This is a genomic window from Halorubrum sp. ASP1 (genome assembly GCF_005435135.1).
In the GTDB taxonomy this organism is placed as follows: domain Archaea; phylum Halobacteriota; class Halobacteria; order Halobacteriales; family Haloferacaceae; genus Halorubrum; species Halorubrum tropicale.
The window spans coordinates 384,220-409,587 of the sequence record NZ_SGUA01000001.1; the positions used below are offsets into that span (position 1 = coordinate 384,220).

Annotated in this window: 24 protein-coding genes; 11 read left to right on the forward strand and 13 right to left on the reverse strand. The window is 73.2% G+C overall.

Features of this window, described 5'->3' with window-relative positions:
- Window positions 1–10: 10 nt before the first annotated feature.
- Both EXE48_RS01940 and btuC read right to left on the reverse strand, forming a co-directional pair.
- Complete coding sequence (locus EXE48_RS01940; protein WP_369333731.1) at window positions 11–1,180, reverse strand: ATP-binding cassette domain-containing protein; 1,170 nt, start codon at window positions 1,178–1,180, stop codon at window positions 11–13.
- Between the two features lie 155 nt (window positions 1,181–1,335).
- Window positions 1,336–2,502: a vitamin B12 ABC transporter permease BtuC gene (btuC, locus tag EXE48_RS01945; protein ID WP_137704042.1), complete on the reverse strand. Its 1,167-nt coding sequence runs from the start codon at window positions 2,500–2,502 to the stop codon at window positions 1,336–1,338.
- Window positions 2,503–2,564: 62 nt separating this feature from the next.
- On the opposite strand from btuC, the gene EXE48_RS01950 reads away from it, so the two are divergent.
- Complete coding sequence (locus EXE48_RS01950) at window positions 2,565–3,794, forward strand: PGF-CTERM-anchored ABC transporter substrate-binding protein (RefSeq protein WP_137710647.1); 1,230 nt, start codon at window positions 2,565–2,567, stop codon at window positions 3,792–3,794.
- A gap of 48 nt (window positions 3,795–3,842) precedes the next feature.
- Here EXE48_RS01950 and EXE48_RS01955 read toward each other — a convergent pair whose 3' ends face one another.
- Complete coding sequence (locus EXE48_RS01955) at window positions 3,843–5,090, reverse strand: pyridoxal-phosphate dependent enzyme (RefSeq protein ID WP_053772335.1); 1,248 nt, start codon at window positions 5,088–5,090, stop codon at window positions 3,843–3,845.
- 419 nt (window positions 5,091–5,509) lie between these two features.
- Window positions 5,510–6,070 (reverse strand): DUF8100 family protein, encoded by a 561-nt coding sequence (locus EXE48_RS01960; RefSeq protein ID WP_053772334.1) that lies wholly within the window; start codon window positions 6,068–6,070, stop codon window positions 5,510–5,512.
- Between the two features lie 99 nt (window positions 6,071–6,169).
- Between EXE48_RS01960 and EXE48_RS01965 the strand changes: the two genes are divergently transcribed.
- On the forward strand, window positions 6,170–7,492 hold the full coding sequence (locus tag EXE48_RS01965) for an NAD(P)/FAD-dependent oxidoreductase (RefSeq protein ID WP_137710648.1): 1,323 nt from the start codon (window positions 6,170–6,172) through the stop codon (window positions 7,490–7,492).
- Between the two features lie 22 nt (window positions 7,493–7,514).
- Here EXE48_RS01965 and EXE48_RS01970 read toward each other — a convergent pair whose 3' ends face one another.
- The 6 genes from EXE48_RS01970 to EXE48_RS01995 form a co-directional block, all read right to left on the reverse strand.
- Window positions 7,515–7,697, reverse strand: a complete 183-nt coding sequence (locus EXE48_RS01970) for a hypothetical protein (protein WP_137704045.1) — start codon at window positions 7,695–7,697, stop codon at window positions 7,515–7,517.
- Window positions 7,698–7,797: 100 nt separating this feature from the next.
- Window positions 7,798–8,952, reverse strand: coding sequence for a thiamine pyrophosphate-dependent dehydrogenase E1 component subunit alpha (locus tag EXE48_RS01975; RefSeq protein WP_137704046.1), 1,155 nt, complete (start codon window positions 8,950–8,952; stop codon window positions 7,798–7,800).
- A 170-nt stretch (window positions 8,953–9,122) separates the two neighbouring features.
- On the reverse strand, window positions 9,123–10,163 hold the full coding sequence (locus tag EXE48_RS01980) for an NAD(P)-dependent alcohol dehydrogenase (protein WP_137710649.1): 1,041 nt from the start codon (window positions 10,161–10,163) through the stop codon (window positions 9,123–9,125).
- Between the two features lie 91 nt (window positions 10,164–10,254).
- Complete coding sequence (locus EXE48_RS01985; RefSeq protein WP_137710650.1) at window positions 10,255–11,052, reverse strand: metallophosphoesterase; 798 nt, start codon at window positions 11,050–11,052, stop codon at window positions 10,255–10,257.
- Window positions 11,049–11,780 (reverse strand): J domain-containing protein, encoded by a 732-nt coding sequence (locus EXE48_RS01990; protein ID WP_053772328.1) that lies wholly within the window; start codon window positions 11,778–11,780, stop codon window positions 11,049–11,051. The genes EXE48_RS01985 and EXE48_RS01990 overlap by 4 nt, the downstream gene beginning before the upstream one ends.
- 101 nt (window positions 11,781–11,881) lie before the next feature.
- Window positions 11,882–12,139: an MTH865 family protein gene (locus EXE48_RS01995; protein WP_053772327.1), complete on the reverse strand. Its 258-nt coding sequence runs from the start codon at window positions 12,137–12,139 to the stop codon at window positions 11,882–11,884.
- A 139-nt stretch (window positions 12,140–12,278) separates the two neighbouring features.
- On the opposite strand from EXE48_RS01995, the gene EXE48_RS02000 reads away from it, so the two are divergent.
- Entirely contained in the window at window positions 12,279–13,337 is a 1,059-nt protein-coding gene (locus tag EXE48_RS02000) for a M42 family metallopeptidase (protein ID WP_137710651.1), read from the forward strand.
- A 27-nt stretch (window positions 13,338–13,364) separates the two neighbouring features.
- Here EXE48_RS02000 and EXE48_RS02005 read toward each other — a convergent pair whose 3' ends face one another.
- On the reverse strand, window positions 13,365–14,666 hold the full coding sequence (locus EXE48_RS02005; protein ID WP_137710701.1) for an MFS transporter: 1,302 nt from the start codon (window positions 14,664–14,666) through the stop codon (window positions 13,365–13,367).
- A 185-nt stretch (window positions 14,667–14,851) separates the two neighbouring features.
- Between EXE48_RS02005 and EXE48_RS02010 the strand changes: the two genes are divergently transcribed.
- Together EXE48_RS02010 and EXE48_RS02015 are read left to right on the forward strand one after the other, a co-directional pair.
- Window positions 14,852–15,736: an ABC transporter substrate-binding protein gene (locus tag EXE48_RS02010; RefSeq protein ID WP_137710652.1), complete on the forward strand. Its 885-nt coding sequence runs from the start codon at window positions 14,852–14,854 to the stop codon at window positions 15,734–15,736.
- Between the two features lie 47 nt (window positions 15,737–15,783).
- Window positions 15,784–16,845: a hypothetical protein gene (locus EXE48_RS02015; RefSeq protein ID WP_137710653.1), complete on the forward strand. Its 1,062-nt coding sequence runs from the start codon at window positions 15,784–15,786 to the stop codon at window positions 16,843–16,845.
- A gap of 22 nt (window positions 16,846–16,867) precedes the next feature.
- Here the strand turns inward: EXE48_RS02015 and purN are convergent, their stop codons facing one another.
- Window positions 16,868–18,472, reverse strand: coding sequence for a phosphoribosylglycinamide formyltransferase (gene purN, locus EXE48_RS02020; RefSeq protein ID WP_137710654.1), 1,605 nt, complete (start codon window positions 18,470–18,472; stop codon window positions 16,868–16,870).
- A 167-nt stretch (window positions 18,473–18,639) separates the two neighbouring features.
- On the opposite strand from purN, the gene purB reads away from it, so the two are divergent.
- The 6 genes from purB (at window position 18,640) to crtID (ending at window position 24,469) form a co-directional block, all read left to right on the forward strand.
- Entirely contained in the window at window positions 18,640–20,112 is a 1,473-nt protein-coding gene (gene purB, locus EXE48_RS02025; protein WP_121599082.1) for an adenylosuccinate lyase, read from the forward strand.
- A gap of 44 nt (window positions 20,113–20,156) precedes the next feature.
- Window positions 20,157–20,492 carry a zinc ribbon domain-containing protein gene (locus tag EXE48_RS02030; protein WP_137710655.1) on the forward strand — a complete coding sequence of 112 codons (336 nt, stop codon included), beginning with the start codon at window positions 20,157–20,159 and terminating at the stop codon, window positions 20,490–20,492.
- A 70-nt stretch (window positions 20,493–20,562) separates the two neighbouring features.
- The gene (locus EXE48_RS02035; protein ID WP_137710656.1) at window positions 20,563–21,396 is read left to right on the forward strand and encodes a sensor domain-containing protein; all 834 of its coding nucleotides are present in this window, start codon (window positions 20,563–20,565) and stop codon (window positions 21,394–21,396) included.
- A gap of 42 nt (window positions 21,397–21,438) precedes the next feature.
- Window positions 21,439–22,116, forward strand: a complete 678-nt coding sequence (locus tag EXE48_RS02040) for a hypothetical protein (protein ID WP_137710657.1) — start codon at window positions 21,439–21,441, stop codon at window positions 22,114–22,116.
- A complete protein-coding gene (locus EXE48_RS02045) occupies window positions 22,117–22,794 on the forward strand; it encodes a metal-dependent hydrolase (RefSeq protein WP_053772318.1) in 678 nt (225 codons plus the stop codon).
- Window positions 22,795–22,879: 85 nt separating this feature from the next.
- Window positions 22,880–24,469 carry a bifunctional phytoene desaturase/3,4-desaturase gene (gene crtID, locus EXE48_RS02050; RefSeq protein WP_137710658.1) on the forward strand — a complete coding sequence of 530 codons (1,590 nt, stop codon included), beginning with the start codon at window positions 22,880–22,882 and terminating at the stop codon, window positions 24,467–24,469.
- Window positions 24,470–24,490: 21 nt separating this feature from the next.
- Here crtID and EXE48_RS02055 read toward each other — a convergent pair whose 3' ends face one another.
- Window positions 24,491–25,027 carry a PAS domain-containing protein gene (locus tag EXE48_RS02055; protein ID WP_137710659.1) on the reverse strand — a complete coding sequence of 179 codons (537 nt, stop codon included), beginning with the start codon at window positions 25,025–25,027 and terminating at the stop codon, window positions 24,491–24,493.
- Window positions 25,028–25,368: the final 341 nt, after the last annotated feature.

Here is a 25,368-nt window from a genome sequence, read left to right on the forward strand (position 1 = left end):
CGCGGACGGCTCACTCCCCGTCCGCGGTCGCGGCCGCGACCGCGTCGAGCAGTTCCGCGCCGCTCGCGTCGGCGGCGACCGAGACGACCCGGTCGGCGGCCGCGGCCACCTCGGCGTTCGGGCCGCGCGGCGCGTCGGGGGCACCCAGGCCCTCCGACCCGACGACGAGCGTCGCGTCCGCGTCGGCCGCGAGACTCCGCGCCGCCGCGACCGCCGCCGCGGACGGGGCCTCGAACGGCGGCGCCGTCACGGCGGTCGCGCCCGCGTCCGCGGCGGCGCCGGCGGCGGCGTCCCCCGCCGGAACGACACCGACGGAGGCTTCGTGGCCCGCGGCCGCCAGCCGGGCGACGGCGCGCGCCGCCGGGCGCCCCGTGCCGATCACGTGGACGCGCCGGGGCTCGACGTCGCTGTGGGGGAACGCCGTCACCGCGGGCGCGCCGGTCGCCGGGTCGCGGCCGACGAACGCCTCGGCGTCGAAGGCGGCGCCGACGGTCGACGCCGAGAGCACGTCCTCAGGCGGGCCGGCGGCCCGGACGCCGCCGTTCGCGAGGACGACGACCTCGTCGCAGTACCGGGCCGCGGCGTCGAGGTCGTGGATCGCGGCGATCGCCCCCCGGTCGCCGTCGTCGACGAACGCGCGGACCAGTTCCAGCGTCTCGACCGCGTGGTTCACGTCGAGGCTGGCGGTCGGCTCGTCCAGGAGGAGGAGCGGGGCCGCCTGCGCCAGGGCCCGGGCGAGCAGGACGCGCTGGCGCTCGCCGCCGGAGACCTCGGTGATCGAGCGGTCCGCGAACCGCTCGACGTCGGCCGCGGCCATCGCGGCGTCGACCGCCTCGTCGTCCGCGACGCCGTGCGCGTCGAAGCGCCCGAGGTGCGGGGTCCGCCCCATCTCGACGACGTGGCGCACGCGGAAGTCGAACGCGAGGTTCGTCGCCTGCGGGACGCTCGCGACCCGGCGCCCGACCGCCTTGGCCGACAGCGACGCCGCCGGGTCGCCGCCGATCTCGACGGTCCCGGCGTCCGGCTCGACGGCCCCGGTCACCGCGCGCAACACCGTCGTCTTGCCGGCGCCGTTGGGGCCGACGAGGCCGACGAGCGACCCCGGCTCGACGCGGAGGTCGACCCCGGAGACGACGTCGAGGTCGCCGAACGAGACGGCAACGTCCGCGACCGACAGCAGCGGGTCGTCGCCGAACGACCGAGCGGTGTCCGGGAGCGACCCCGGTCCCGCGAGCGACGCCGACCCGTCGCGCGCGGCGGCGGGTCGGGCCTCGGCCGTCTCGGCGACGGATTCCTCGCCGTCCGCCGCCTCGGCGTCCGCGTGGCGGTCCGCGCTCACAGCTCCGTCACCTCACGGGTCACGAGCAGGTAGACGAAGAAGGGCGCGCCGACCGCGGCGGTGATGATCCCGACCGGGTACTCGGCGGGGGCGGAGCGCGCGAGCGTGTCGGCCGCGACGAGGAAGGTGCCGCCGGAAAGCGCCGCGGTCGGGAGCAGCACCCGGTGGTCGGGGCCGACGACGAGCCGGAGCATGTGCGGGACGATGAGGCCGACGAACCCGATCACGCCGGCGAACGCGACGCCCGCGGCCGTGACCAGCGCCGAGGCGGCGAGCAGCACGCGCTTGGTCCGCTCGACGGCGATGCCGAGCCCTCGGGCCTCCTCCTCGCCGAGCAGGAGGACGTTGAGGTCGCGGGCGTACGCGAGCAGCACGGCGAACAGCGGCGGCACGACGACGGCGGTGACGGCGACCTCGCTCCACGCCGCGCCGGAGAGGTGGCCCATCAGCCACGCGACGATCTGGCGGAGCGACTCGCCGGCCTGGAGCTGGAGGTACGAGACGACCGCGCCGAGGAACGTCTGGACCGCGACGCCGGCCAGGAGGAGGGTGGCGACGGGCGTCCGGCCGCCCCGGGTCGCGATGGCGTACACGCCGAAGGCGGCGGCGAGCGCGCCGACGAACGCGAAGAGGCTCGTCCCGGCGCCGCGCGAGAGCGCGACCTCGACCGGCCCGAAGAGGGGGACGGCGACCGTCGCCGAGAGCGCGGCGGGGAAGACGATGTACGCGACCGCGCCGACCGCCGCGCCCGAGGAGACGCCGATTATCGAGGGGTCGGCCATCGGGTTGCGGAAGAAGCCCTGCATCACCGTGCCGGCGGCCGCGAGCGCGAACCCGACGAGCGCGGCCAGCAGGATCCGCGGCAGCCGCACGCCCACGACGATCTGCTGGTGGACCGAGTCGACGGGGAACGCGAACGGGGACGCGAACGCGAGGTCGACGCCCGGGAGCGTCAGCGGTCCGACGCCGGGGACCGGCAGCGGACCGACGCCGCTGGCGCTCGTCTCGATCCCCGCGGGCACCGCGAGCGCGTTCAGCACCGACTTCACGACGGTCTCGGGCGGGACGGAGACGGGACCGATCGCGGCGCTGACCACGACGGCGACCGCGAGGAGCGCGGCTACCGCCGCCGACCAGTACGCCGACCGAACCCATGGTCGCATGCGTACTCCAACACAACTTGTAGTAGGTAAATACTTATTGGACGAGTCCGGTCATGGACGCGATGCGAGACAGCTTCGCGATCGCGATAGCCGTGCTGGTGACGACCGCCCTGATCGGCGGCGTCGCCGGGACGGCGGCGGGCGCACAGTCGACGATATCGACCGACGGGCCCACCGCGGGCGCGCAGCCGGCGGTCGGCGCGGCGGCGACGGGCGCGGGGGCCGCGCAGACCGACGGCGCCTGCGGCTTCCCGTACAACGCGACCGACGCCACCGGCGAGACGATAACCTTAGAGGAGCGCCCCGACCGGATCACGACGATCTCCCCGTCTGCGGCGCAGACGCTGTGGGAGATCGGCGCGCAGGACCGCGTCGTCGGCGTGAGCCAGTTCGCCTTCTACCTCGACGGCGCCGAGGAGCGGGCGAACGTTTCCGCCTCGTTCGGCGCGAGCGTCGAGCGCGTCGTCGACACCGAGCCCGACCTCGTGTTGGCGCCGAACTCCTCGGCGGCCGACGTGGAGCCGCTCCGCGAGCAGGGGCTGACCGTCTACCACTTCCCGGCGGCGACGAGCATCGGCGACATCGCCGAGAAGACGGAGACGATCGGTCGACTCGTGGGCGCGTGCGAGGCCGCGAGCGAGACCAACGCGGAGATGTACGACGCGGTGGAGGCGGCCGAGGAGCGGACCAGCGGCGTCGACCGGCCGACCGCCCTCTACCCCCTCGGCGGCGGCTACGTGGCGGCGAACAACACCTTCATCGACGCGATCATGACCGCGGGCGGGACCGACAACGCCGCCGCGGAGTACGAGGCGTACCCGCAACTCTCCGACGAGGTAATCCTAGAGACGGACCCCGAGCTGATCATCGTCACCGACTCCGAGGCCGCGATCCTCGACCAGGAGCCGTACGCCAGCACGACCGCGGGCGCCGAGGACAGCTACGTGGTGATGAACGTGAACCACCTCAACCAGCCGGCGCCGCGCAGCGTGATCGAGTCGACGACGACGCTGTCGAACGCCGTGGTCGAGCTACGGAGCGACGGCAGCGAGTCGACGGACGGCGCCGAGGGCGGCTCGTCTGACGGGGACGGCTCCGACGGCGGCGATTCCTCGGGCGACGGCTCCGGGGACGGCGACGCGTTGGACGGTTCGACGACCGGAGATTCGGACGGGACCGACGGCGGCGACGGGGAGAGCGCCGGCGACACGGGCGCGGAGTCGCCCGGGTTCGGCGCCGTCGTGGCCGCGCTCGCGCTGCTCGCGACCGGCCTGCTCGCGCGGGGCGAGTGACGGGCGAGGAGCGCGCGAGCCGCACCGAGCGCTGACCGACGGGTCCGTCTAGATCCCCTGTCCCATCAGGTGGCTGCGGAGCACGTCGGGCGTCTTCAGCCCGGCGTCGCTGTTGAGCAGCACGACGGTCTCGTCGCCGTCGAAGAAGCCCTCCTCGGCGAGCGCCCACGCGCCGGCGGGGGCCGCGCCGCCCGTGGCGCCCATCTCGACGACCTCGTTCTGCGCCACGGCGACCGCGCTCGCGAGGATGTCGTCGTCGTCGACGCCGACCGCGGTCCCGCCGCTCTCGGTGACCGCCGCGACGGCCGCGGCGCCGCCGGCGGGGTCCGCGATCTCCAGTTCACCGCAGATGGTGTCGGGCGTCCCCCACGGCTCGGGCTCGTCGAGGCCCCGCTCGACGGCGGCCGCGATCGGGGCGCAGCCCGCCGCCTGCGCCGCGACGACCTTCGGCGTCCCGTCGATCGCGCCGATCCGGTCGAGCTCGTCGAACCCCTTGTACACGCCGGTGACGACCTCGCCGGAGCCGGTCGGGACGACGACGACGTCGGGGGCGTCGCCGAGGTCGGCGACGAGCTCGAACGCGACCGTCTTGGCGCCCTCGTGGCGGTAGGGGGTGACGAACTCGCCGAGGTCGGTGTACTCGGTCTCCAGCTGCTCGTCGACCGCCTCGGCGGCGTCCGGGAAGCGCCCGCCGACCACGCGCATCTCGCCGCCGTGGACGTTCGTCATCGACTTGTTCGAGAACGCGCAGCGCGAGGGGACGAACGCGTACGAGCGCAGGTCCGCCCGGCCCGCGTACGCCGCCATCGACTGCCCGGCGTTGCCGGGACTCGCGCAGACGAGCGGCTCCACGTCGGCGCCGTCGGCCGCCCGCCTCGCGACCGCCGTCATCGCGAGCGAGAGCCCGCGGTCGAGGACGGTCCCCGTCGGGTTTCGCCCCTCGTCTTTGACGTACACCGCGTCGACGTCGAGCTCGCCGGCGAGCCGGTCGGTCGCCACGAGCGGCGTGGCGCCCTCGCCCGCGGTGAGCGCGTCCGCGGCCGGGAACGGGAGCAGCGCGTCGAAGCGCCAGTGGCCCCTCGCGGTCGCGGGCGCGGCCCGGGCGTCGCCGCTGCCGCCCCGCGCCGCGGGGTCGAACAGGTCGTCCGGGTCGACCGCGTCGTAGTCGTAGACAGGGTCGAGGCCGCGCGCCCGCTCGTCGTCGTCGATCGCGGCCGCGTCGGCGGTCTCGTGGACGCGTCCCGACGCCCGACTCTCCAGCCCGCGAAACGCCGGCGTGGTCTCGAAGTCAGCCATAGCGAACCTTGCGGCGGCGGCGACTAATCGCTTCGCACTCCGAGACGGGCTGCCGGCAGACTGACACCACGACAACGCGGTGGTGCGTGCCGACGAGCGGCCGTAGGGCACGAGTCGCACGCGCGAGGGACGCGGTGAGTGAGGGGCGACCGCAGGGAGCCCCGACCGAGCCGCGAGGCTGGGGAGGCGTGAGGTGCGGTGCCGTGCGGGGTGGGACTCGAAGGGGCAGCCGGGAGGCGGGCGCAGGCGACGCAAGCACTGGAAGGAGCGAACGAAGTGAGCGACTGAAGCGCGCAGCGAGCGTGCGCCCGCCTCCCGGCTGGGGCTTCGTGGGCGCTCGCGTCGGCCGTCGGGTTATGATCTCCTGAGTCCGACGCCGCGACACGGTCGAATCCGGACCGCTCACCGGCTCCAGAATGTCACCACTGCGAGGAGGGCGGCAGTCGGAAGAGCGCGATCAACCGACTGAGCGCGTACACCGCGGCGTACAGGAACGCAGCCGAGGGCGCCGCGACGAGGAGCGCGAGGTAGGTCCCGAACGTGGCGGCACCGCCGATCGCTCGGAACCGACCCGTCTGACTCACGGCTCGAAGCCGGCCCCACCGGTGCGTCAGAGCCGCCAGCCCGCCGCCGAGAAATGTCCCGGCGACGATGGCGACGAGCGCGAGCGGCCCCGGAGACCGGAGCGAAGCGATAACGGCCGAGGGAGATTCGAATCGTCCCAAGACGACGGTGAGAAACGCAAACGCCAGGAGCGCGGCGCCGACCTGGAAGAGGTCCGCGGCCCGCCCGTCGATGGCACTCCTCGACGGAGCGGCGTCCGGGTCGAACAGCCAGCCCGACAGCCCGAACCCGACCAGCCCGAACAGGGCGACCGGCGCGCCGAGCGCGCCGCTCGCGCCCGGACCGCCGACCGACAGCCAGACGCCGAGCGGGACGAGGGCGAGGGACAGCCACCGACCGACCGCGACGCGGTCCACGCGTGGGACTCGCGCGCCCCCGACAACAAGCGTGGTCACCGCGACGTCCGCGATCCGATCCCGCCGCCGCTTATAAACCCGCGACCCGATATTCGAAGCATGAACGGAGACGCCACGGTCGTCGGCGGCGGACTGGCGGGGCTGGTCGCGGCGAGGCGGCTCGCCGAGGCGGGCGCGGACGTGACGCTGTACGAGCGACGGCCCGGGGTCGGCGGCCGAGTCCGAACCGAGACGGTCGACGGGTTCACGCTCGACCGCGGCTTTCAGGTGCTCTTCTCCAGCTATCCCGGCGTCGACCGCGAACTCGGCGCGGACGGGCTCGACGCCCTCGACTTACGCACCTTCGCGCCCGGCGCGACGATCTGTCGGCCTGGCTCGCGCTCGGTCCTCGGCGACCCGCTCCGCGACCCGCGGTCCGCGGTCCCCTCCCTGTTGAACGACGAGGTCTCGTTCTCCGACAAGCTCCGGACGCTCGCGCTCCGGTACGACCTCGCGAACCGCGACGAGGCCGAGTTCTTCGCCGGCCCGGACGCGCCGATCCGCGAGTACCTCCGCGACTGGGGGTTCGCCGACGACTACGTCGAGAACTTCGTCGAGCCGTTCTACGGCGGGATCACCCTCGACCGCACGCTGTCGACCTCGAAGCACGTCTTCGAGTACACGTTCCGCGCGATGGGCCGCGGGTCGATCGGCGTCCCCGCAGAGGGGATGGCCGCGCTCCCCGCCGCGCTCGCCGACCGCGCCCGCGAGGCGGGCGTCGAGATCCGGACCGGCGAGGACGTGGAGGCGGTCCGGACCGCCGGACAGGGCCGGATCCCGTTCCGGAGCGGTGCGGCCGACGCCGAGGGCGCCACCGTCGAGCTCGCGGACGGATCGACCCGCGAGGCGGACGCGGTCGTCGTCGCGACCTCGCCGCCCGAGGCGCGGCGGCTCACCGACGTCGAGTCGGTCCCGACCGAAGGTGTGCCGAACACGACCGGCTGGTACGCGCTCCCCGCGGGCGAGTCGTTCGAGACGGGGAAACGGATCCTGCTCAACGCCGCGGGCGAGTCGCCGAACGCCGTGGTCCCGATGTCGGAGGTCGCGCCCGAGTACGCCCCGGGCGACCGCGCGCTGGTCGCCGCGACGTTCCTCGGCGAGGAGTCCTTGGAGCGCGACGACCGGGCCCTCCGCGCGGACGTCCGCGACGCGCTGGAGGCGTGGTTCCCGGACCGCGAGTTCGAGGGGGTAGAGACGCTCGACGTCCACCGGATCCGGTTCGCGCAGTTCGCGCAGCCGCCGGGCGTCCACGCCGACCTCCCCGGCGTCGACGACCCCGAGGGGCCGGTGACGCTCGCCGGCGACTACACAGAGTGGTCGTCGATCCAGGGCGCGCTCGAAAGCGGTCGGAAGGCGGCGAGCGCGGCGACCGAGTACCTGTAGGCCGGCGAACCCCGTCGAGAGGTTACGAGCCGTCGCCGGCGTCGTCGTCCGCGCGGCGCCCGAGGCCGACGATCGCCGCGAGCACGGCCACGCCGATCGTCCACCGGGTGTTGTTCCGGAGTCCGATCCCGAACAGCAGCAGCGCGTTCGCCGCCAACAGGAGGAGGACGGCGTTCAGGCGGCGCCGGAGGGTCGAGTCGTCCATGCCGACTCGCAGGGGGCGAGGGCCCGATAGCGGTGGCGATCGCGGGACCCAGCCGACCGACCGTGCGCCCCTCGTCGAAGCGACCGGGTCGCCGCCGGCGTCACTCCTCGCGCGAGAACGCCCCCTCGCCGTGCTCCTCGACGGCGGCGAGCAGCTCGTCGCGCTGGCGGCGGATCTCGGGCGGGAGCTCGGCGGACGCGTGGTCGAACATGTCGCGCGGGTCGGCCTCGATCGACTCCGCGAAGTCGATGGCGTCGGCGACGACCTCGTCGGCCTCGTCGCGTATCGCCGCGACCCCCTCGTCGCCGATCCGCCCGGTCTCGCGCAGGAACGCCTCCGTGCGGTCGAGCGGGTCGAGCGCACGCCACGGGTCCACGTCGTCGGGGTCGCGGTATGCGCCCGGGTCGTCGGCGGTCGTGTGCGCGCCGAAGCGGTACTCGACGAATTCGATGAGGACGGGGCGCGGCTCGTCCCCGCCGGCGCCGTCCGTCTCGCCTCGCGCGCGCTCGGCGGCCTCCCGCGTGACCGCGTAGCTCGCGAGCGGGTCCATCCCGTCGACGCGGACGCCGTCGAAGCCGTAGGCGGTCGCCTTCGCCGCGAACGTGTCGCTCGCGGTCTGTCGCGACTCGGGGATCGAGATGGCCCAGCCGTTGTTGTGACAGCAGAACAGCGTCGGCGTGTCGAACACGCCCGCGAAGTTCAGCGCCTCGTGGAAGTCGCCCTCGCTGGTCGCGCCGTCGCCGAAGTGGCAGGCGACGACGCGGTCCTCGCCGCGGTGGTCGAACGCCCACGCGGCGCCGACCGCGTGCGGGAGGTGCGCCGCGATGCCGATGTTCAGCGGGAAGACGTTGCCCGCCGCGATCGCTTCCGTCCCGGACTCGTGGCCCATCCAGTAGGGGAGGTACTCGGCGAGGAGGTCGCGGACGACGACCGCGCCGTGCTCGCGGTACTGGTAGCTGATCAGGTCGTCGGCCGCGAGCGCGTGCGTCGAGCCGACCGCCGATCCCTCCTGGCCCGCGCAGGGCGCGTACGTCCCGATGCGGCCCTGACGCTGGAGGCTCACCGCGCGCTCGTCGAAGCGGCGCGTGACCACCAGGTCGCGGTAGATCTCGCGGAACCGCTCGTCCGACAGGTCCGGGACCGACGCGTCGGGGAGTGGACTCCCGTCCGGCCCGAGCACGCGGTAGAGGTCCTCGCCTGCGAGGGGGTCGGTCGCGTCGCCCCCGTCCGACGCGCCGGCGCCGTTCTCGTCCATGCGCGATCGGTGTGGCCCGTGGTCACAAGGAGTTAGCGGTCGCGGCGGCGCATTACCCGCCCGCGTGCCGCCGACGGACGAAGATCACCGGCGGACCGATCAGCGTTCCGGCGAGCGTCGGCAGCGCGAACACGAGGGCGACGATGAGCGGCGTGGGACCGCCGACCGGCTCAGGGCGTGATGACGGCGCGCCCGTCGATCTCCCGGTGTTCGAGCTTCTCGGCGACCGCGTTGATCTCGCCGAGGTCGTACCGGCTGGTGTGGAGGTCGACGTCGCCCTGCTCGACGAGCGCGACGAGCTCCTGGAGCTCGGCGTACCGGCCGACGATGTTGCCGACGAAGGAGAACTCGCCGTTCACCAGCGCCTGCGCCGGCTCGTGGACGTGGCCGCCGTACCCGATGATGTGGTGGTCGCCGCCGGCGGCGGTGATCTCGGGGGCGTAGGCGGTCGTCACGTCCTCGCCGACGAAGTCGAGCACCTGCGCCGCACCGGTTCCGTCCGTGATACCCTCGATTTCGGCCGCCACGTCCTCCTCGCTCGGGTTGATCAGGTGGTCGGCGCCGTAGCCGTCCGCGAGGTTCAGCGCCGACTCCTTGAGGTCGACCGCGGTGATCCGGGCCGCGCTCATCGCGTCGAGGCACTGGAGGCCGATGTGGCCGAGCCCGCCGACGCCGATGACGACGGCGTGGTCGCCGGGATTGAGGGCCGCGACGGCCTTCTTCGCGGCGTGGTACGCGGTGATCCCCGCGTCGGCGTGCGGGGCGATGTCGATCGGTTCGACGCCCGACGGCAGCGGGATCACCGAGCGCTCGCTGGTGTGGAGGTACTCGGCGAAGCCGCCGTCGGTCGTGAGCCCGTTGAACGCGTCGTTCTCGCAGTACATCGTCTCGCCGAGCCGGCAGGGCCGACACGTGCCGCAGGTCTGGACCGGGTGGCAGATCACCGGGTCGCCCGGCGAGACGAGGTCGACGTTGTCCCCCGTCTCGACCACGGTGCCGGCGTTCTCGTGTCCGAGGGTCATGGGCAGTTCCTGCGGGACGTACTCGGCCCACATCCCCTCGATGATGTGGTTGTCAGTCTGACACCACCCCGCCCCCTCGACCTCGACGATCACGTCGTCCGGACCGCTCGCAGTCGGGCGGTCGACCTCGTCGATCGTCAGTCCCTCGCTCATGTCGTCCGTGTACTCGTGGAGTCTCGCGGCTTCCATGCGTGAGAAACTCACGCGGAATTCACATAAACGTTCGTCGCAGACCTCGCGGGCGCGGCGGTGCCGCGCGTCGACCCACCCGGCAGGGCGGTCACAACAACCGGTCGAACTCGCCCAGCGGCGGGAACCGAAGCGCGCTCTCTGCGCCGTCGGCGGCGCCGGCGTCGGGGTCGTACACGACCGGCGCGAGCGCGGCCGCGTCGGTGACGAGCGGGGAGTCGAGCCCGGTCCGGACCGCGTCGTTGACCGGAACACCCGCCGCCAAGCGCGTGAACGCGGGCAACACGAGGAGGTCGGCGCCGTGGTAGGTCCCGGCGCCGCTGAGGAAACAGGGGCGCCGGTCGCCCTCGATCTCGATCGTCGGGTGGACGTGGCCGATCACGTAGCGGTCGGCGGGCGCCGACGCGCGCCCGGCCGCGGGCGCCTCGTGGCCGTGCCGGACGACGGTCCGCGGCGGGCCGGCGGGGTCGCCGTCGGAGTCGTCGCCGTTCAGGACTAGCTCCTCGCTGACCGGCCCGTCCCAGGCGTCGGCGAGCGCGGCGTCGTGGTTGCCGGCGACGAGTTCGAAGGTCGCACCGCTCGCCTCGCAGCGGTCGCGGAGCGCGTTCAGGGTCCCGCGGGCCCTGTCTGTCACCCGGTCGAAGGTGTGGACCGCGTCGCCCGCGACGACGACCGTCTCGGGGTCGAACCGGTCGAGGAGCGCGTCGAGGCGGTCGGCGAGGTCCGCTCGCTCGCCCAGCGGGAGCGAGACGGCCGAGGCCTCGCCGCGGCCGACGTGGAGGTCGGCGAGGACGAGCGCGTCGTGGGCGCGGAGGTAGACCGCTCGCTCCGCGAACGCGGCGTCGGCGAACGCGGTCGGGCCCGCGGCGTCGGGGCGGCGGTCGGTCACCGGCCGTACCCGGCCGAGGGCTCGCGGCGCGCGCCGCCGCGGTCCGCCGGCCCGCCGTCGGCGTGGTTGCGGGCGGTCGCGTACGCCTCGCGGACGCGGCGGAACGACTCCTCGTCGCCGCCCTGGTCGGGATGGGTCTCCTTGACGCGCTCGCGGTAGGCGCCCTTCACCGCGTCGAGGTCGGCGTCGCGGTCGAGGCCCAGCTCGTCGAAGGCGTCGCCGACGGGGTCGGGCCGGCCGGCGGTCCCGGTCGCGGGACCGAACCGGTCGCCGCCGAAGCGCCCGGCGTGCCCCGCGCTTGACCCGGCGGACTCGCCGGTCGCCCAGTCGGGCTCGTCGACGTCGAACGGGAGCCGGCGACCGAGCCCGCGGCCCGGCATCTCGTGCTCGCAGAGGACTGTGTAGACGCCCTCGCCCTCCAGCCGGAAGTAGTCGTGCGCGTCGAAGGTGATGGCGACGCCGCGCTCGGGGAGGTAGAAGGGGACCGTCACCTCGTCGATCGCGTGATCCTCGGCGAAGCGCTCGCCCGCCGCCTCCAGGTACGTCCGGATCTCGCGGCGGCGGCGCTCGTCGCCCGCGGCGCCGCGGCGACCCGTCGCCGCGGCCGGGGCCGGCACGAACCGGTCCCCGAGGTAGAACGCGAGCGCGACGAGCGCGGTGGCGACGGCCCCGAGGCCGACCCCCCAGAGGACCCACCGCGGCACCAGCGTCGTGAGATCGGCGAACACACCCGCCGTAGCGGCTCCGCGGTAATCAACCTCCCGCCGGAGCGGGGGCTACGGGACGGGAGCGGTGCGGCGAGAAGAGGCGTTTCGCGGGACCGGCCGACTCAGATCATCCCCTTCGACTCGAGCCCGTCGAGGATGTCGTCGACGAGCTCCTCGGCGGTGTCGTAGGGGAACTCCTGTTCGCTGCCGAGCTTCGCGGCCATCTCCATCGCGGTGAAGCTCACGTCGCCGGCCTCGAACTTCGTCGCCGGGCCGTCCGGCAGCGCCGGGACGAGGTCCATCTGGTTCTGGACGGGGAAGTCGGCGCCGCCGAAGGCCTCTAAGAACTGTTCGCGGAGTTCCGCTTTCACGTCGCTCATACACGTCCAATCCCGCGAGCGCCCGCAAAAGGGTTGCGGAACAACGATAAACATATTTACGGTTGAATACTCGCCCCCGAAGGGCGACGGTCGTGCCGGATCCTGCGGACCTTTGTCGCTGGCGCGGCCACGTGCCGACATGCCACGCGAGTTCGACTTCGACTTCGACCTGCTCCGAGAGCTGACCGAGGCCCGCGGCGTCCCCGGCTACGAGGACGACGTCCGCGAGGTCGTCCGCCGCGAGTTCGCCGAGAGCGTCGACCGCGTCCGGACGGACGCGATGGGCAACGTCGTCGGCACGGTCGAGGGCGACTCGGACTACTCGGTCGCCGTCGCCGCCCACATGGACGAGATCGGGTTCATGGTCCGCCACGTCACCGACGAGGGGTTCGTCCAGGTGGACCCGCTCGGCGGGTTCGACGCCCGCGTCCTGCGCGCGCAGCGCGTCACCGTCCACGGCGACGAGGACCTGACGGGCGTCATCGGCTCGGTCCCACCGCACACGCTCACGGAGGAGCAGAAGGGGAAGGACGACGAAGTGAAGGACGTGTTCATCGACCTCGGGCGCGAGGCCGAGGCGGTGGAGGAAGCGGTGAGCGTCGGCGACCTCGTCACCCTCGACCAGACCACGACGCGGATGGGCGACCGGGTCACGGGGAAGGCGCTCGACGACCGGATCTGTGTGTTCGCGATGCTGGAGGCCGCCCGGCGCATCGAGGACCCCGACGTGACGATCCACTTCGCGGCGACGGTCCAGGAGGAGGTCGGCCTCCGGGGGGCGCGGGCGCTCGGCGTCGACATCGACCCGGACCTCGCGGTCGCCCTGGACGTGACCGTCGCCAACGACGTGCCGCAGGTCGGCGACCCCGCTGACGCCGTCACGGAACTCGGCGAGGGGACGGCGGTGAAGCTGAAGGACTCCTCGGTGATCACCAGCCCGAAGGTCCACGCCCGGCTCACCGAGGTGGCCGAAGGCGAGGGGATCGACCACCAGCACGAGGTGCTGCCCGCGGGCGGCACCGACACCGCGGGGTTCCAGAACACGGCGGGCGCGAAGCCCGTCGGGGCCCTCTCGATCCCGACGCGGTACCTCCACACCGTCACCGAGACCGCGGACGGCGGCGACGTCGAGGCGACGATAGACCTGCTGACGGCTTTCTTAGAGACCGAGACCGGCGAACACGACTACACGCTGTAAGCGCGTCGTGCGCCGCGCCGGCGCGGGTCAGTCGTCGCTCGGGACGGCCGGGCCCGGGTCGCTGGCCGCGCGGTGGGCGCCCCGCGCCTGCCACGCGAAGCCGACCGTCGCGAACGCGATGAACCCGGCCGCGAGGAGGAACCCGGCTTCCGTGCTCGTCCCGTCCATCGTGACGCCGACCAGCACCGGCCCGACGACCTGGCCGACCTTCCACGAGACGGACCGGAGGCTCATCGCGCTGGCGACGGAGTCGTACGCCTCGCCCTCGCTGACGAACAGCGACATGCTGGCCGGGAGGCGTATCGAGTCGGCGATCCCGAGGAGCGAGTAGGCGCCGAACAGCGCGAAGAAGGCCCCGCCGAGCGTCTGCGAGTCGCCGAGGTACGAGACGGTGACGGGCGAGAGGGTCCCCTCGAAGTACGCCGCGAGCGGGATGGTCGCGGTGCCGACGCCGTACAGGAGCGCGCCGACGGCGACGAACAGGTACGTGCGCTCGTAGCGGTCGGTGAGGTCGCCGACGAACCCCTGCGTGAGCGCCTTCGTCAGCTTCCCGCCCGCCATGATCCAGCCGATGGCGAACGCCGAGATGCCGAACGTCGTCCGCGCGTAGATTGGGAGGAAGATGATCACCGCCATCTTCCCGACGCTGAACGTGAACCGGAAGAAGACCAAGGCGCGCAGCATCGGGAGCCCGAGCAGCGACCGGAACGTCTCGATCCCGCCCGCGTCCTCGGGATCCTTCCGCCCGCCGGGGTTGTCGCGCAGGAACGCGAACACCAGGGCGAACGCCGCGAGCGTGACGAGCGTCAAGACGAGGTACGTCTCGGAGAACCCGTAGGCGTACAGGAGGTAGCCGCCGACGAGGTCGCCCGCGAGCGACGAGAAGGAGGCGAACTGGTTGTACGAGCCCAGCCACCGCCCCTGCTCGTCGTCCGGGCTGATCTCGCCGATCACCGTCGCGCCCGTGATCCAGAGGACGCTCGCGCCGAGGCCCTGGACCATCCGCACGAGGACGATGTGGACGGAGCTGTCGACCAGCGCGAAGCCGACGAAGACGGCGACGTTGATCAGGAAGCCCCCGAGCAGCCACCGCTTCGCGTTCCCGGTGTCGACCTTCCGCCCCAGCGGGAGGACGATGACCAGCTGAACGATCGCGAACGCGGTCCCGAACAGCCCCTCGATGAACCCGGTGGTCCCGAAGAGGTCGGCGTACAGAGCGAGGGCGATGAGGATCGTCGAGTACGCCTGACTGCGCGCGAACGCGGTCCCGGCGAGCGCCGCGAACTCGCGGTCCCCGAGCAGCCGTACCGAGTTGCCGAAGTTCGCCACGGTCGTCTCCGATCCGAGCCAAGGGGATCCCGAGAAAAAAGCGCCGTCGATCCGGCGGTCCGCGTGGGGTTGTCGGTTCGACGGGACGACGGAGGTCGACCGCATCTGGGCGAACCGCGTTCCCGAATAGAAACAACGACCGATTACTTCTTACCGAAGTGTGTACGATTCCGACTACATTACGCATGCGCCGTCGACAGTACCTGCGGGCGCTCGGCCTCGGCGGTGCCGCCTCGCTGGCCGGCTGTACGACCCGGGCCGAGGAGCGCCCCGCCGACCGCGGCACGGTGACGCTCGCGGCCGCCACGACGGCGTACGACAGCGGGCTGCTCCCCGTCCTGAACCGGGGGTACGCCGACCGGTTCGGGGCGCGGGTGGAGTCGGTCGTGCGCGGGACGGGCGCATCGCTGCGGACCGCCCGGGACGGCGACTGCGACGCCGTGCTCGTCCACGCCCGCCCGCTGGAAGACGAGTTCCTCCGGGGGGGACACGGGATCAACCGACGGCGGGTGATGGTCAACGACTTCCTGGTCGTCGGGCCGCCCGACGACCCCGCGGGCGCCGCGGGAGGCGATCCGGTGGCGGCGTTCGAGGCCGTCGCCGACGCGGGAGCGACGTTCCTCTCGCGCGGCGACCGCTCGGGGACCCACATCCGCGAGCGACGGATCTGGGACGAGGCGGGCGTCGACCCCGGCGGCGAGTGGTACCTCGAAACCGGTCAGGGGATGGGCGACACGCTGATCGCCGCCCGGCAGTCGGGCGCGTACACGCTCGTCGACCGCGGCACCTTCCTCGCCGTGAGCGGCGACGGCGCCCTGGCGCGGCACGTCGACCGCGGCATCGACGACCCGCCGCCGCTCCTCCGGAACGAGTACGCCGTCATCCCGGTCAACCCCGCGCGACACGACGCGGCGTACGCGCTCGCCATGTCCTACGTCGGCTACCTCACCGGGCCCGGACAGTCGCGGATCGAGGATTTCCGGGTCGACGGCGAGCGGGCGTTCCGCCCGCTCGCCCGCTCGGCCGACCCCGAGTTCGACCAGTACGTGCCGAGCGACTGGTCGGAGTAGCGTGGAGCCAGAGGATTGAGGTGCCACGGCGGAGTACACGAGCGCGCATGCCTCCCCGCTCGCGTCGCTCCCTCCTCGCGACGGTCGCGACCGGACTCGCCGGCGGCGTCGCCGGCTGTAACGCCCGTTTCGGCGGCTCGCCTTCGCCGCCGACACGGACCGACCTCGACGACGTCGGCCCGCTGTACGTCGGCGACGGCGTGCGGCTGCCGGACGGATCGGACCCGCTCACGGTCGAGGACCCGACCGGCGGCCGCGTCGCGGTCTTCCCCGCGGCGGACGCGAACGCGGACGCGGCGCTCGCCGCGCTCCGCGGCGCCACGCCGGTCGCGGTCGTCGGCCGGGACGCCCAGGCGACGCTCGCCGACGTCTGCGCCCGCGACGGGCGACCGTACGGCCTCGCCAGCGAGAGCTGGGGCCCGACCACGCGCGTGGCCGCCGCGGTCCCGTTCGGGGACGCCCTCGCCACGCACCTGTTCGAGGGCGTCGACGTGCCGGCCGGGCTCGGCGACGCGCTCGACGCCGTCCTGAACCCGCCCCGGCCCGGCTGCGACGTCGACGCGGAGCTGCCGGGGTACCCCGACGGCTTCGGCGAGCGGGGGCGCGCGCTGGCCCCCGCCTACGTCCACGGCCGCAACGGCGTCGCCCGGTTCACGCGTCGAGACGCGGTCCGCGTCGCTCCCGGCCCCGACCGTGCGCGCGTGGCGGTGACGATCCGGGCGACGATCCGCGGCGGGAGCGCCGTCGACGGCGGCGACGACCGCTACGCCGCCGACGGGGTCCGGATCGCGGCGTCGTTCGACGAGCCGTTGCACGCGACCGCGCCGCCGACGGGCGAGACCGACGGACTGACCGTTCGACGCGAGGAGGACCGGGGCGACGACGCGGTCGACCACGGGTTCGAGTCCACCAGCGACCGCACGCGCCGCGGCTTCACCGCCTGTCAGCGCTCGCTTCTGACTCCGGTCGAGACGCCCGACCCGTTCTCGTACGTCGCAAACGCTCGGTTCCGGTGGCGCGACGCGCGACTGGTTCGCGAGGACGACTACTGGCACCACCACACGCCGGGGCAGGCCGTTTGGTACCCCGACGGCGGTCCACGGAGCTAAGCCGGCTCGGCGTCGGCGAAGGCTAATCGTGCCGGAAGCAGCGCGAGCCGGTGAACGCCATCGCCATGTCGCGCTCGTCGGCCGCGGCGATCACGTCCTCGTCGTTGACCGAGCCGCCGGGCTGGATGACGGCCTCGATGCCCGCGTCGGCCGCCTCCTCGATAGCGTCCGGGAACGGGAAGAAGGCGTCCGAGGCCATCACGGCCCCCTCGGCGGACTTGCCCTCGGCGTCCTTCTCGGCCTTCATCGCCGCGAGCGTCACGGCGTCGACGCGGGAGACCTGCCCCATGCCGACGCCGACCGTCTCCGTGCCGGTCGCGAAGAGGATGCCGTTCGACTTCACGTGTTTCAGCGTCTTCCACGCGAACAGCATCGTCTCGACCTGCTCGTCGGTCGGCTCGCGCTCGGTGACGACCTCCAGGTCGTCGGCGGTCGGCGACTGTCGGTCGCGCTCCTGGACGAGGCGCCCGCCGACGATGGGCTTCTCCGTGAACCGCTCGGAGAAGCGCTCGTCGCCCTCGCCGAGGGGCCCCACGTCGAGCACGCGGAGGTTCTTCTTGTCGCGGAGCACGTCGAGCGCGCTGTCGGTGTAGCCGGGCGCGACGACGACCTCCTTGAACGAGTCGGCGGCGGCGGTCGCGGTGTCGGCGTCGCACTCGCGGTTCAGCGCGACGATGCCGCCGAACGCCGACTTCGCGTCGGTGCGCAGCGCGCGGTCGTAGGCGTCGGCGAGGTCCGAGCCGACCGCACAGCCCGCGGGGTTCGTGTGCTTGATCACCGCGGCCGCGGGGTCGGCGAACTCCTTGACGAGGTCGAGCGCGGCGTCGGCGTCGTTGTAGTTGTTGTACCCCATCCCCTTCGCGCCGGGGTTCAGCTGGTCGGCCTCGACGACGCTCGCCTCCTCGCAGCCGTCGTCGACGTAGAGGGCGGCGTCCTGGTGCGGGTTCTCGCCGTAGCGCAGCGACGCGGACCGCTCCTCGGAGACGAACCGCCGCTCCGGGAAGTCGCCGCCCACGTCGCCGTCGACCGCGACGCCGACCGGCTCGCCGTCGGCGTCCCGCTCGACGGTCACGCGGTCCTCGGCGAACCAGCGGACCGCCCGCGGGTACGCCGTGAACTCGGCCTCGCGGAGGACGCGCGCCTTCAGCGAGTCGGCGTCGTCGTCCTCGTACACCGGGATCGGCTCCTGAGTGACGACGGGGCCGGCGTCGACCTCCTCGGTGACGATGTGGACCGTACAGCCGGTCGTCCGGACGCCGGCGTCGAGGACCTGCTCGTGGGCGTCCGTCCCGGGGAACGACGGGAGCAGCGACGGGTGAACGTTCAGCGTCGTCGGGAGGGCGTCGAGGAACTCGTCGGTGAGCACGCGCATGTAGCCGTCCAGGCAGACGAGGTCCACGTCGTAGTCCGAGAGCCGCTCGACGATCCGGCGCTCGTGTGATGCGCGCGACTCCCCCTCCTCGCGCTCGACGACCTCGGTCGGGATCCGGCGCTCGGTCGCGGCGCCCAACACGGGCGCCTGCTCGCGGTTCGTCAGGACGACCGACAGCTCCGCCCCGCCGGGCGCGGCGTCGGCGATGTGTCTGAGGTTCCGTCCCCGGTTGCTCGCGAGTCCCGCGATCTTCATACGCGAACGTCCGACCGATCGGGTATATCGATTGCGGTCCGCGCCGCGTGTGTGTACACGATCGGGGATCGGAGAGTGGTTTTGGGGCGGTTCGAGGCGGATTCGGATCCACGTCTGTGCGACACCCTATCGACACGCTTTTGCTGGCTCCGGGGGCAGTCGCGGGCATGACCGACGATGCCATCTCGGGGCTGTCACGGTCGGACCCGCTCGCGGCCGTCTCGCCGCTCGACGGCCGCTACGCCGGCCGAACGGCGCCGCTGTCTCCGTACGCGAGCGAGGCCGCGCTGATGCGCGCCCGGACCCGCGTCGAGGTCGAGTACCTGGTCGCGCTGGGCGCGCTCTCGGCGACGCCGATCGGCTTCGACGAGGCGACCGAGGCGGCGCTCCGGGAGCTGTACGAGGGGTTTTCGGCGGAGGACGCGCGCCTGATCAAGGCCCTAGAGACCGAGGGCGCCGAGGGGTACGACGCGACCAACCACGACGTGAAGGCGGTCGAGTACTTCCTCCGCGTCCGGCTGGCCGAGGTCGCGGAGGCCCCCGACGCGCCCCTCGACGACGCCGAGCCGCTGTACCCGTGGATCCACTTCGGGCTCACCAGCGAGGACGTGAACAACCTCGCGCACCGGCTCCTCGTCGAGGACGCGGTGAGCGAGGTGATCGTCCCCGCCGTCCGCGAGGTGCGCGACGCCCTCGCCGAACTGGCCCGCGAGCACCGCGACACCCCGATGCTGGCGCGCACCCACGGCCAGCCCGCGACGCCGACCACCTTCGGCAAGGAGATGGCCGTGTACGCGGCGCGGCTGGGCCGCGCGCTCGGGCGGGTCGTCGTCGCGAACGGCGACCTCTCGGGGAAGCTCGCCGGCGCCTCGGGCACCTTCGCGGCCCACGACGCCGCCTACCCCGACGTCGACTGGCGGGCGTTCTCCGCGTCGTTCGTGCGCGGGCTCGACTTGGAGCACACCGCGCTCGCGACGCAGGTGAACCCCTGCGACGACCTCGCGGCGCTGTTCGACGCGCTCCGTGGCGTCAACAACGTCCTCCTCGATTTAGACCTCGACGCCTGGCTGTACGTCTCCGACCGCTACCTCGGCCAGGAGGCCGTCGAGGGCGAGACGGGCTCGTCGACGATGCCGCACAAGGTGAACCCGATCGACTTCGAGAACAGCGAGGGGAACCTCTCGAAGGCGAACTCGGACCTCACCTTCCTCGCCGACTACGTGACCGCCTCCCGGCTCCAGCGCGACCTCTCCGACTCCACCGTCAAGCGCAACGTCGGCGCCGCGCTCGCGCACTGCCTGATCGGCTACTCGAAGGCGGCCGACGGGCTCGGGAAGGTCGTCCCGAACGAGGCTGTGATGCGCGAGGAACTGGACGCGACCCCCGAAGTGATCGGCGAGGCGGTCCAGACGATCCTCCGCCGCGAGGGCGACACCGAGGCCTACGAGCGCGTGAAGGCGCTCTCGCGCGGCCGGTCGGTGACGCTCGACGACTTCCGCGAGCTGTTCGACGACCTCGACGTCGACGAGTCGGTCCGCGCGGAGCTGAACGCGCTCACGCCGGCCGGCTACACGGGCGTCGCCGACGCGCTCGCGGACGAACTCGGCGACGGAGAGGACGATGACGACGGGTCCGCTTAGCGACGGCACAAGACGTTTACTCCTCGGCCGAGCAGGAGGGACCGATGCCCTCCGAAACCGACAACACGGAGTACTCCGTCTTCGGCGGCAACGAATCGACGGACGAGAGCGAGCGCGATGACGGCGGGTCGCCCGCCGGCCGCGGCGAGGCGGCGACCGACGACCGGCCGCAGTCACTCGGCGGCGGCGAGGACGGCTGCCCGAAGTGCGGCGGCACCGAGACCGAGACGGACGAGATAGCCACCAGCGGCACGGGACTCACCAAGATGTTCGACGTCCAGAACCGACGGTTCGTGGTCGTCTCCTGCGCGGAGTGCGGCTACTCCGAGCTGTACAAGGGCCAGTCGTCCGGCAACGCGATCGACTTCTTCCTCGGCTGAGCCGGCTCCCCGCGGCGGGCCGACCGCCGTCGAGCGATCGATTTTTGTCGGGCGGCGAACCAGTCGGGATATGGTCTCCCTCCGACCGCTGGCAGCCCTCCCGGTCGTCGGCGTCGTCGCCGACGGCCGCACGTATCGCCGCCTGCTGTACCTGCTGATCGCGGTCCCGCTCTGGGTCGTCTACTCGGGGTTCGTCACGTTCGCGCTCGCGTTCGGGCTCGTCTTCTCTGTCGTCCTCGTCGGGGTCGGCGTCCTGATCGGGGCCGTCGTCGCCTCGCGGATCGCCGCCGGGCTCGAACGGTGGCTGGCGAACCGCCTGCTCGGAACCGACCTGGTCGCGCCGGACGACCTCCAGGCCCCGGCGACCGACGGCTCCGCCGGTGCGGTCGCGACCGTCGGGGCGTACCTGTCGGCGCCGTCGACCTGGCGGGGGCTCGGGTTCGTCTCGCTGAAGTTCTGGGTCACGGTGCTGGCGCTCGCGCCGCTCGTCGTCCTCGCGCGGTCGCTCGCGCTCGTCGGCGCCCCGGTTCGATACCCCTACGCGCCGCAGTTCGGCGAGGTGAACGGCGAGCCGGCGGTGTGGGCGATCGACACGGCCCCGGAGGCCGCCCTCGCGACGGGCGTCGGGGTCGTCGGCCTGCTCGTCGGCCTCCACCTGACGAACCTGATCGCGGGCGGCGCCCGGCTGATGGCCGTCGCGCTGCTCGGGGAGAGCGACGAGTCGGACGGCGGGGACGACGGCGACCGGGTCACGGTCGAGCGCGACGGCGACCGCGAGGTGGCTGACGACCCCGACGGGAGCGACGACCGCGGCGCCGACAGCGACGGCGAGCCGGACGCCGACGGCTTCCAGTTCGACGCCGACCCGGCCGACCCCGACCCGGACCCGGACGACCGCGGCTGACCCGCCCGGAGCGCTTATTCGCCTCCGAGCGTCAGGACGGGTATGGCTCCGACGCTCGTGAGCGCGGCCGTCGGGGCGCTGCTCGCGGCCGCGCTGCTGGGCGGCGCGTTCGACCGGCGGACGGTCGCGGTCGTCGTCGCGGCCGCGCTCGTCCCCTCCCTCGACGCGGCCGCGAGCCTCGTCGTCCCGGGCGCGACGAACGCCCTCCTCCACGCCGTCTGGGCGCCGCTGCTCGTCGGCGCCGCGGTCTACTGGGACGCGTCGCTGCGCCCGGCGTCGGCGCTCCGCGACCGGTTCGGTCGCCGCGGCGTGCGTGTCGCGTGGGTCGCGCTCGCGTCGCTCGTCGTCGCCGGCATCGGGTCCGCGCTGTTCGCCGGCGAGGGGGCGGCGCTCCTGTACCCGCTGGAGGACGCGCGATACGTCGTCCGCGGGCGGCTCGTGTTCTCGACGCAGGAGGGAGTCGTCCAGACGTTCCTCGCGCTCTGCGGCGACGGGTCCGGCGTCCTGCCGCTCCGGACCGCCGGCGGCGCGGTCGCGGACCCGGTCGCCTCGTGGGTCAACCCCGACGGGCGCCCCGGCCTCGACCCGGCCGCGGACCGCGAGTTCCGGTTCGTCGACGGCGGGTGGCAGCTGGTCGTCGCCGCCGCGGCGGCCGCGACGCTCGCGGTCCGCTTCCGGCGTGGCGGCGAGGCGACGGACGCCCCGGAGGTGCCCCGCTGAATGCCCTCGACGGTCGTCCACGCCGGGTTCGCGCTGCTGCTCGCGGCCGGGCTGCTCGGCGCGTACTACGACCGGCGGGCGCTCGCGGTCCTGCTGGTCGTCCTCGTCCTCCCGGAGGCGGACAGCTTCCTCGGCGTCGTCATGGAGGGCGCGCACCGCACCGTCGGGCACAACTTCGTCCTCCCCGGCGTCGGCGCACTGGCGCTGTACTACGACACGCGCGTCCGAGAGCGGTCGCTGGTTCGCGAGCGGCTCTCGCCGCGGTGGGTCGCCGTCGCGTGGGTCGCCCTCTTCGTCCACGTCTTCGCGCACGTCGCGATCGACTGGACCCACCTCGACGGGGTCAACGCCCTCTGGCCGCTCCGCGACCGCTTCTTCCAGCTGGACGGCCAGATCCTCTACTCGACGGCCGACGGGGTCGTCCAGACGTTCGTCGACGTGCGGATCGACCCGGAGACGGGGAGCCGGACCGTCGACGCGGGCGCGGGCGGCACCAGCGAGTCGGTCCACGTCGACAACCCGGTCCAGCCGCGCGACCCCGACCTCGACGTCGCGGAGCCGGTCGACCGCCGGTTCCCGGTCGCGAACAGCGGGTGGCGGCTCTACCTGATCGGGCTGGGCCTGTTCGCGCTCGGCGCCCGGCGCCTCCAGGGCGACGGCGTCGGCGACGACCCCTGACGGACGCGCGAAATCCGACCGACGGCGACGCCCCTAACATGGTATGACCGCAGGGTAAACGTGGTCGGCCGCCTATCACGACGTAATGTCACCCCAACCGGACGCGGGGCGGTCGGACGCGGGCGAGCCGCTCGCCGGGGAGTCGATCGCGGTCGTCGGCGCCGGCTTCGGCGGGCTCGCCGCGGCCAGCCACCTCGCCGACGCGGGTGCGGACGTGACGCTCTTCGAGCGGAACGACCACCCCGGCGGGTACGCCGGGCGGATCGAGCGCGACGGGTTCCGGATCGACACCGGGCCCTCGTGGTACCTCATGCCGGAGGTGTTCGACCGCTTCTTCGAGCACTTCGGGCGCTCGACCGACGACTACTACGAACTGATCGAACTCGATCCGCTGTACGAGGTGATCTGGAAGGACGGCGACCGCGCGTCGATGCCCGCCGACCGCGAGGGGCAGAAGGCGCTGTTCGAGTCCTACGAGTCGGGCGCGGGGGAGGTCCTGGACGACTACCTCGCGGACGCGGCGGAGGCGTACGAGCTGGGCATGGACCGGTTCGTCTACCCGAGCCGCTCGCGGCTCCGCGACATGGTCGACGCCGACGTGCTCCGGTCCGGCCGCGCGCTCCCGAAGCTCCGGGGGATGGACGACTACGTCGGCGACTACTTCGACAGCGAGAAGCTCCGCCAGATCGCGGAGTACAAGCTCGTCTTCCTCGGCGGCTCGCCGTACAACACGCCGGCGATCTACACGCTGATGAGCCACGTCGACATGAACCTCGGCGTCTACCACCCGGTCGGGGGGATCGCGAGCGTCGTGGACGCGATGGCCGACCTCGCCGGGGAGCTCGGCGTCTCGATCCGGACGAGCGAGCCGGTGACCGCGATCGAGCCGTCGGTCCCGGCGTCGGTCCCGAAGTTCACCGTGGAGTCGGCGCCCCGCGAGTCGGGCGCGTCGCTCCGCTCGGCCCGCTTCGACCGCGTCGTGGCGAACGCCGCCCCGCCCCACGTCGAGCGCGAGCTCCTCCCCGCCGGGACCGTCGACCGCGAGTCGTACTGGGAGTCGCGGACGTACGCGCCCTCGGCGTACCTCTCGTACATCGGCGTCGAGGGCGAGGTGGACTTAGACCACCACACGCTCGTGTTCCCGACCGACTGGCGCCCGCACTTCGACGCCATCTTCGACGACCCGGCGTGGCCCGACGACCCCGCGTACTACGTCCACGTCCCGTCGAAGACGGACCCGGAGGCGGCGCCCGAGGGCCACGAGGCCGTCTTCCTGCTCGTGCCGCTGGCCGCCGGGCTGGAGGACGGCCCGGAGACGCGCGAGCGGTTCCGCGACCTGGTGTTCGACGACCTCGCCGAGCACGCCGGCGTCGACTTCCGCGACCGGATCGTCTTCGAGGAGACGGCCTGCGTCTCCGACTTCCGGCGGCGGTTCAACGCGCCCCGTGGCACCGCGCTGGCGCTGTCGCACACGCTCGGCCAGACCGGCCCGCTCCGGCCGGCGCACCGCGCGCCCGGCGTCGACGGCCTCTACTACGTCGGCGCGTACACGAACCCCGGTATCGGGATGCCGATGTGCCTGCTCAGCGGCGAACACGTCGCCGAGGCGGTCGTCGAGGACGCGACCGGGAGCGGCGCGTTCCCGTCGGTCGTCCCCACGTCGACGCTGCGGTGAGCGGCGAGGACGAGCGCTCGCTCACTCGACGCCCGCGTCCGCCCCCTCGATCGGCCGCGGCTCCTGCGCGGCGACCCAGTGCGTGACGGTTCCCGCGTCGCCGAACAGCGGCCGCAGCGCGACCCGGTTCGCGAACGGGGCGCCGTCCCGGCGGCGGTTGCGGAGCTCGACGGTGACCGCCGACCACGTCGACAGCGCCTCGCGGAAGTCCGCGCGGGCGCCCTCGTCGGCGTCGGGGCCCTGAAACAGTCGTGGGTTCCGGCCGCGGAGCTCGTTGAGCGGGTACCCGGTCCACTCGCGAAACCAGCGGTTGACGTAGACGATCGGGGTGTCGCGGTACGCCGGACCGGTGAGCGTGAGTCCGATCGGCGCGTCGTCGAGCGCCCGGAGTCGGTCGACGAAGCGCGCCTCGCGCTCCGTCCGGTCGTCGGGGTGATCGACCGGCGTCGGGGCCCTCCCGAGCGCGAGTTCGTACTCGTCGAGAAGCGCCGCGAGCGCGGGCCGGAACGAGCCGCGGTCGGCGTCGACCGCCGCGAGCACGTCGCGTCGGAGCGTCACGGATCCGGTTCGCGACCGATCGACAAGGCGGTGTCGTTTCGGCGACGAGCGGCCCGCACGCGGAATCCACGTCGGGGTGCGCCGCGGCGAGGCGAGCCCGTCCGACCGCTCATCTGGTCGCCGGCTGAAACGACGGTTATGTGTCTCCGGTTCGGAGGTCCAGTAACGATGCGTCACGCCAGCGCCGCACTCGTCGCCGCGCCCGCGTCGCTCGGTCACGACGAGCGCGGCGAGGTCTGCTTCGCCGACGGCGGCGGGTCCTGTACGGTCGACGGCGAGTACTACGGGCAACAGGAGGTGCGGTTGGAGGACGTGGCCGGCATAGCCTCCGAGCGGCGAGC

What these genes read in the sequence shown, in the direction of transcription:
- btuC (WP_137704042.1), bottom strand. Translation starts at nt 2,502, where the DNA reads ATGCGACCATGGGTTCGGTCGGCGTACTGGTCGGCGGCGGTAGCCGCG.
- EXE48_RS01950 (WP_137710647.1), top strand. Translation starts at nt 2,565, where the DNA reads ATGCGAGACAGCTTCGCGATCGCGATAGCCGTGCTGGTGACGACCGCC.
- EXE48_RS01955 (WP_053772335.1), bottom strand. Translation starts at nt 5,090, where the DNA reads ATGGCTGACTTCGAGACCACGCCGGCGTTTCGCGGGCTGGAGAGTCGG.
- EXE48_RS01965 (WP_137710648.1), top strand. Translation starts at nt 6,170, where the DNA reads ATGAACGGAGACGCCACGGTCGTCGGCGGCGGACTGGCGGGGCTGGTC.
- EXE48_RS01970 (WP_137704045.1), bottom strand. Translation starts at nt 7,697, where the DNA reads ATGGACGACTCGACCCTCCGGCGCCGCCTGAACGCCGTCCTCCTCCTG.
- EXE48_RS01975 (WP_137704046.1), bottom strand. Translation starts at nt 8,952, where the DNA reads ATGGACGAGAACGGCGCCGGCGCGTCGGACGGGGGCGACGCGACCGAC.
- EXE48_RS01980 (WP_137710649.1), bottom strand. Translation starts at nt 10,163, where the DNA reads ATGGAAGCCGCGAGACTCCACGAGTACACGGACGACATGAGCGAGGGA.
- EXE48_RS01995 (WP_053772327.1), bottom strand. Translation starts at nt 12,139, where the DNA reads ATGAGCGACGTGAAAGCGGAACTCCGCGAACAGTTCTTAGAGGCCTTC.
- EXE48_RS02000 (WP_137710651.1), top strand. Translation starts at nt 12,279, where the DNA reads ATGCCACGCGAGTTCGACTTCGACTTCGACCTGCTCCGAGAGCTGACC.
- EXE48_RS02010 (WP_137710652.1), top strand. Translation starts at nt 14,852, where the DNA reads ATGCGCCGTCGACAGTACCTGCGGGCGCTCGGCCTCGGCGGTGCCGCC.
- EXE48_RS02015 (WP_137710653.1), top strand. Translation starts at nt 15,784, where the DNA reads ATGCCTCCCCGCTCGCGTCGCTCCCTCCTCGCGACGGTCGCGACCGGA.
- purN (WP_137710654.1), bottom strand. Translation starts at nt 18,472, where the DNA reads ATGAAGATCGCGGGACTCGCGAGCAACCGGGGACGGAACCTCAGACAC.
- purB (WP_121599082.1), top strand. Translation starts at nt 18,640, where the DNA reads ATGACCGACGATGCCATCTCGGGGCTGTCACGGTCGGACCCGCTCGCG.
- EXE48_RS02030 (WP_137710655.1), top strand. Translation starts at nt 20,157, where the DNA reads ATGCCCTCCGAAACCGACAACACGGAGTACTCCGTCTTCGGCGGCAAC.
- EXE48_RS02035 (WP_137710656.1), top strand. Translation starts at nt 20,563, where the DNA reads ATGGTCTCCCTCCGACCGCTGGCAGCCCTCCCGGTCGTCGGCGTCGTC.
- EXE48_RS02040 (WP_137710657.1), top strand. Translation starts at nt 21,439, where the DNA reads ATGGCTCCGACGCTCGTGAGCGCGGCCGTCGGGGCGCTGCTCGCGGCC.
- EXE48_RS02045 (WP_053772318.1), top strand. Translation starts at nt 22,117, where the DNA reads ATGCCCTCGACGGTCGTCCACGCCGGGTTCGCGCTGCTGCTCGCGGCC.
- crtID (WP_137710658.1), top strand. Translation starts at nt 22,880, where the DNA reads ATGTCACCCCAACCGGACGCGGGGCGGTCGGACGCGGGCGAGCCGCTC.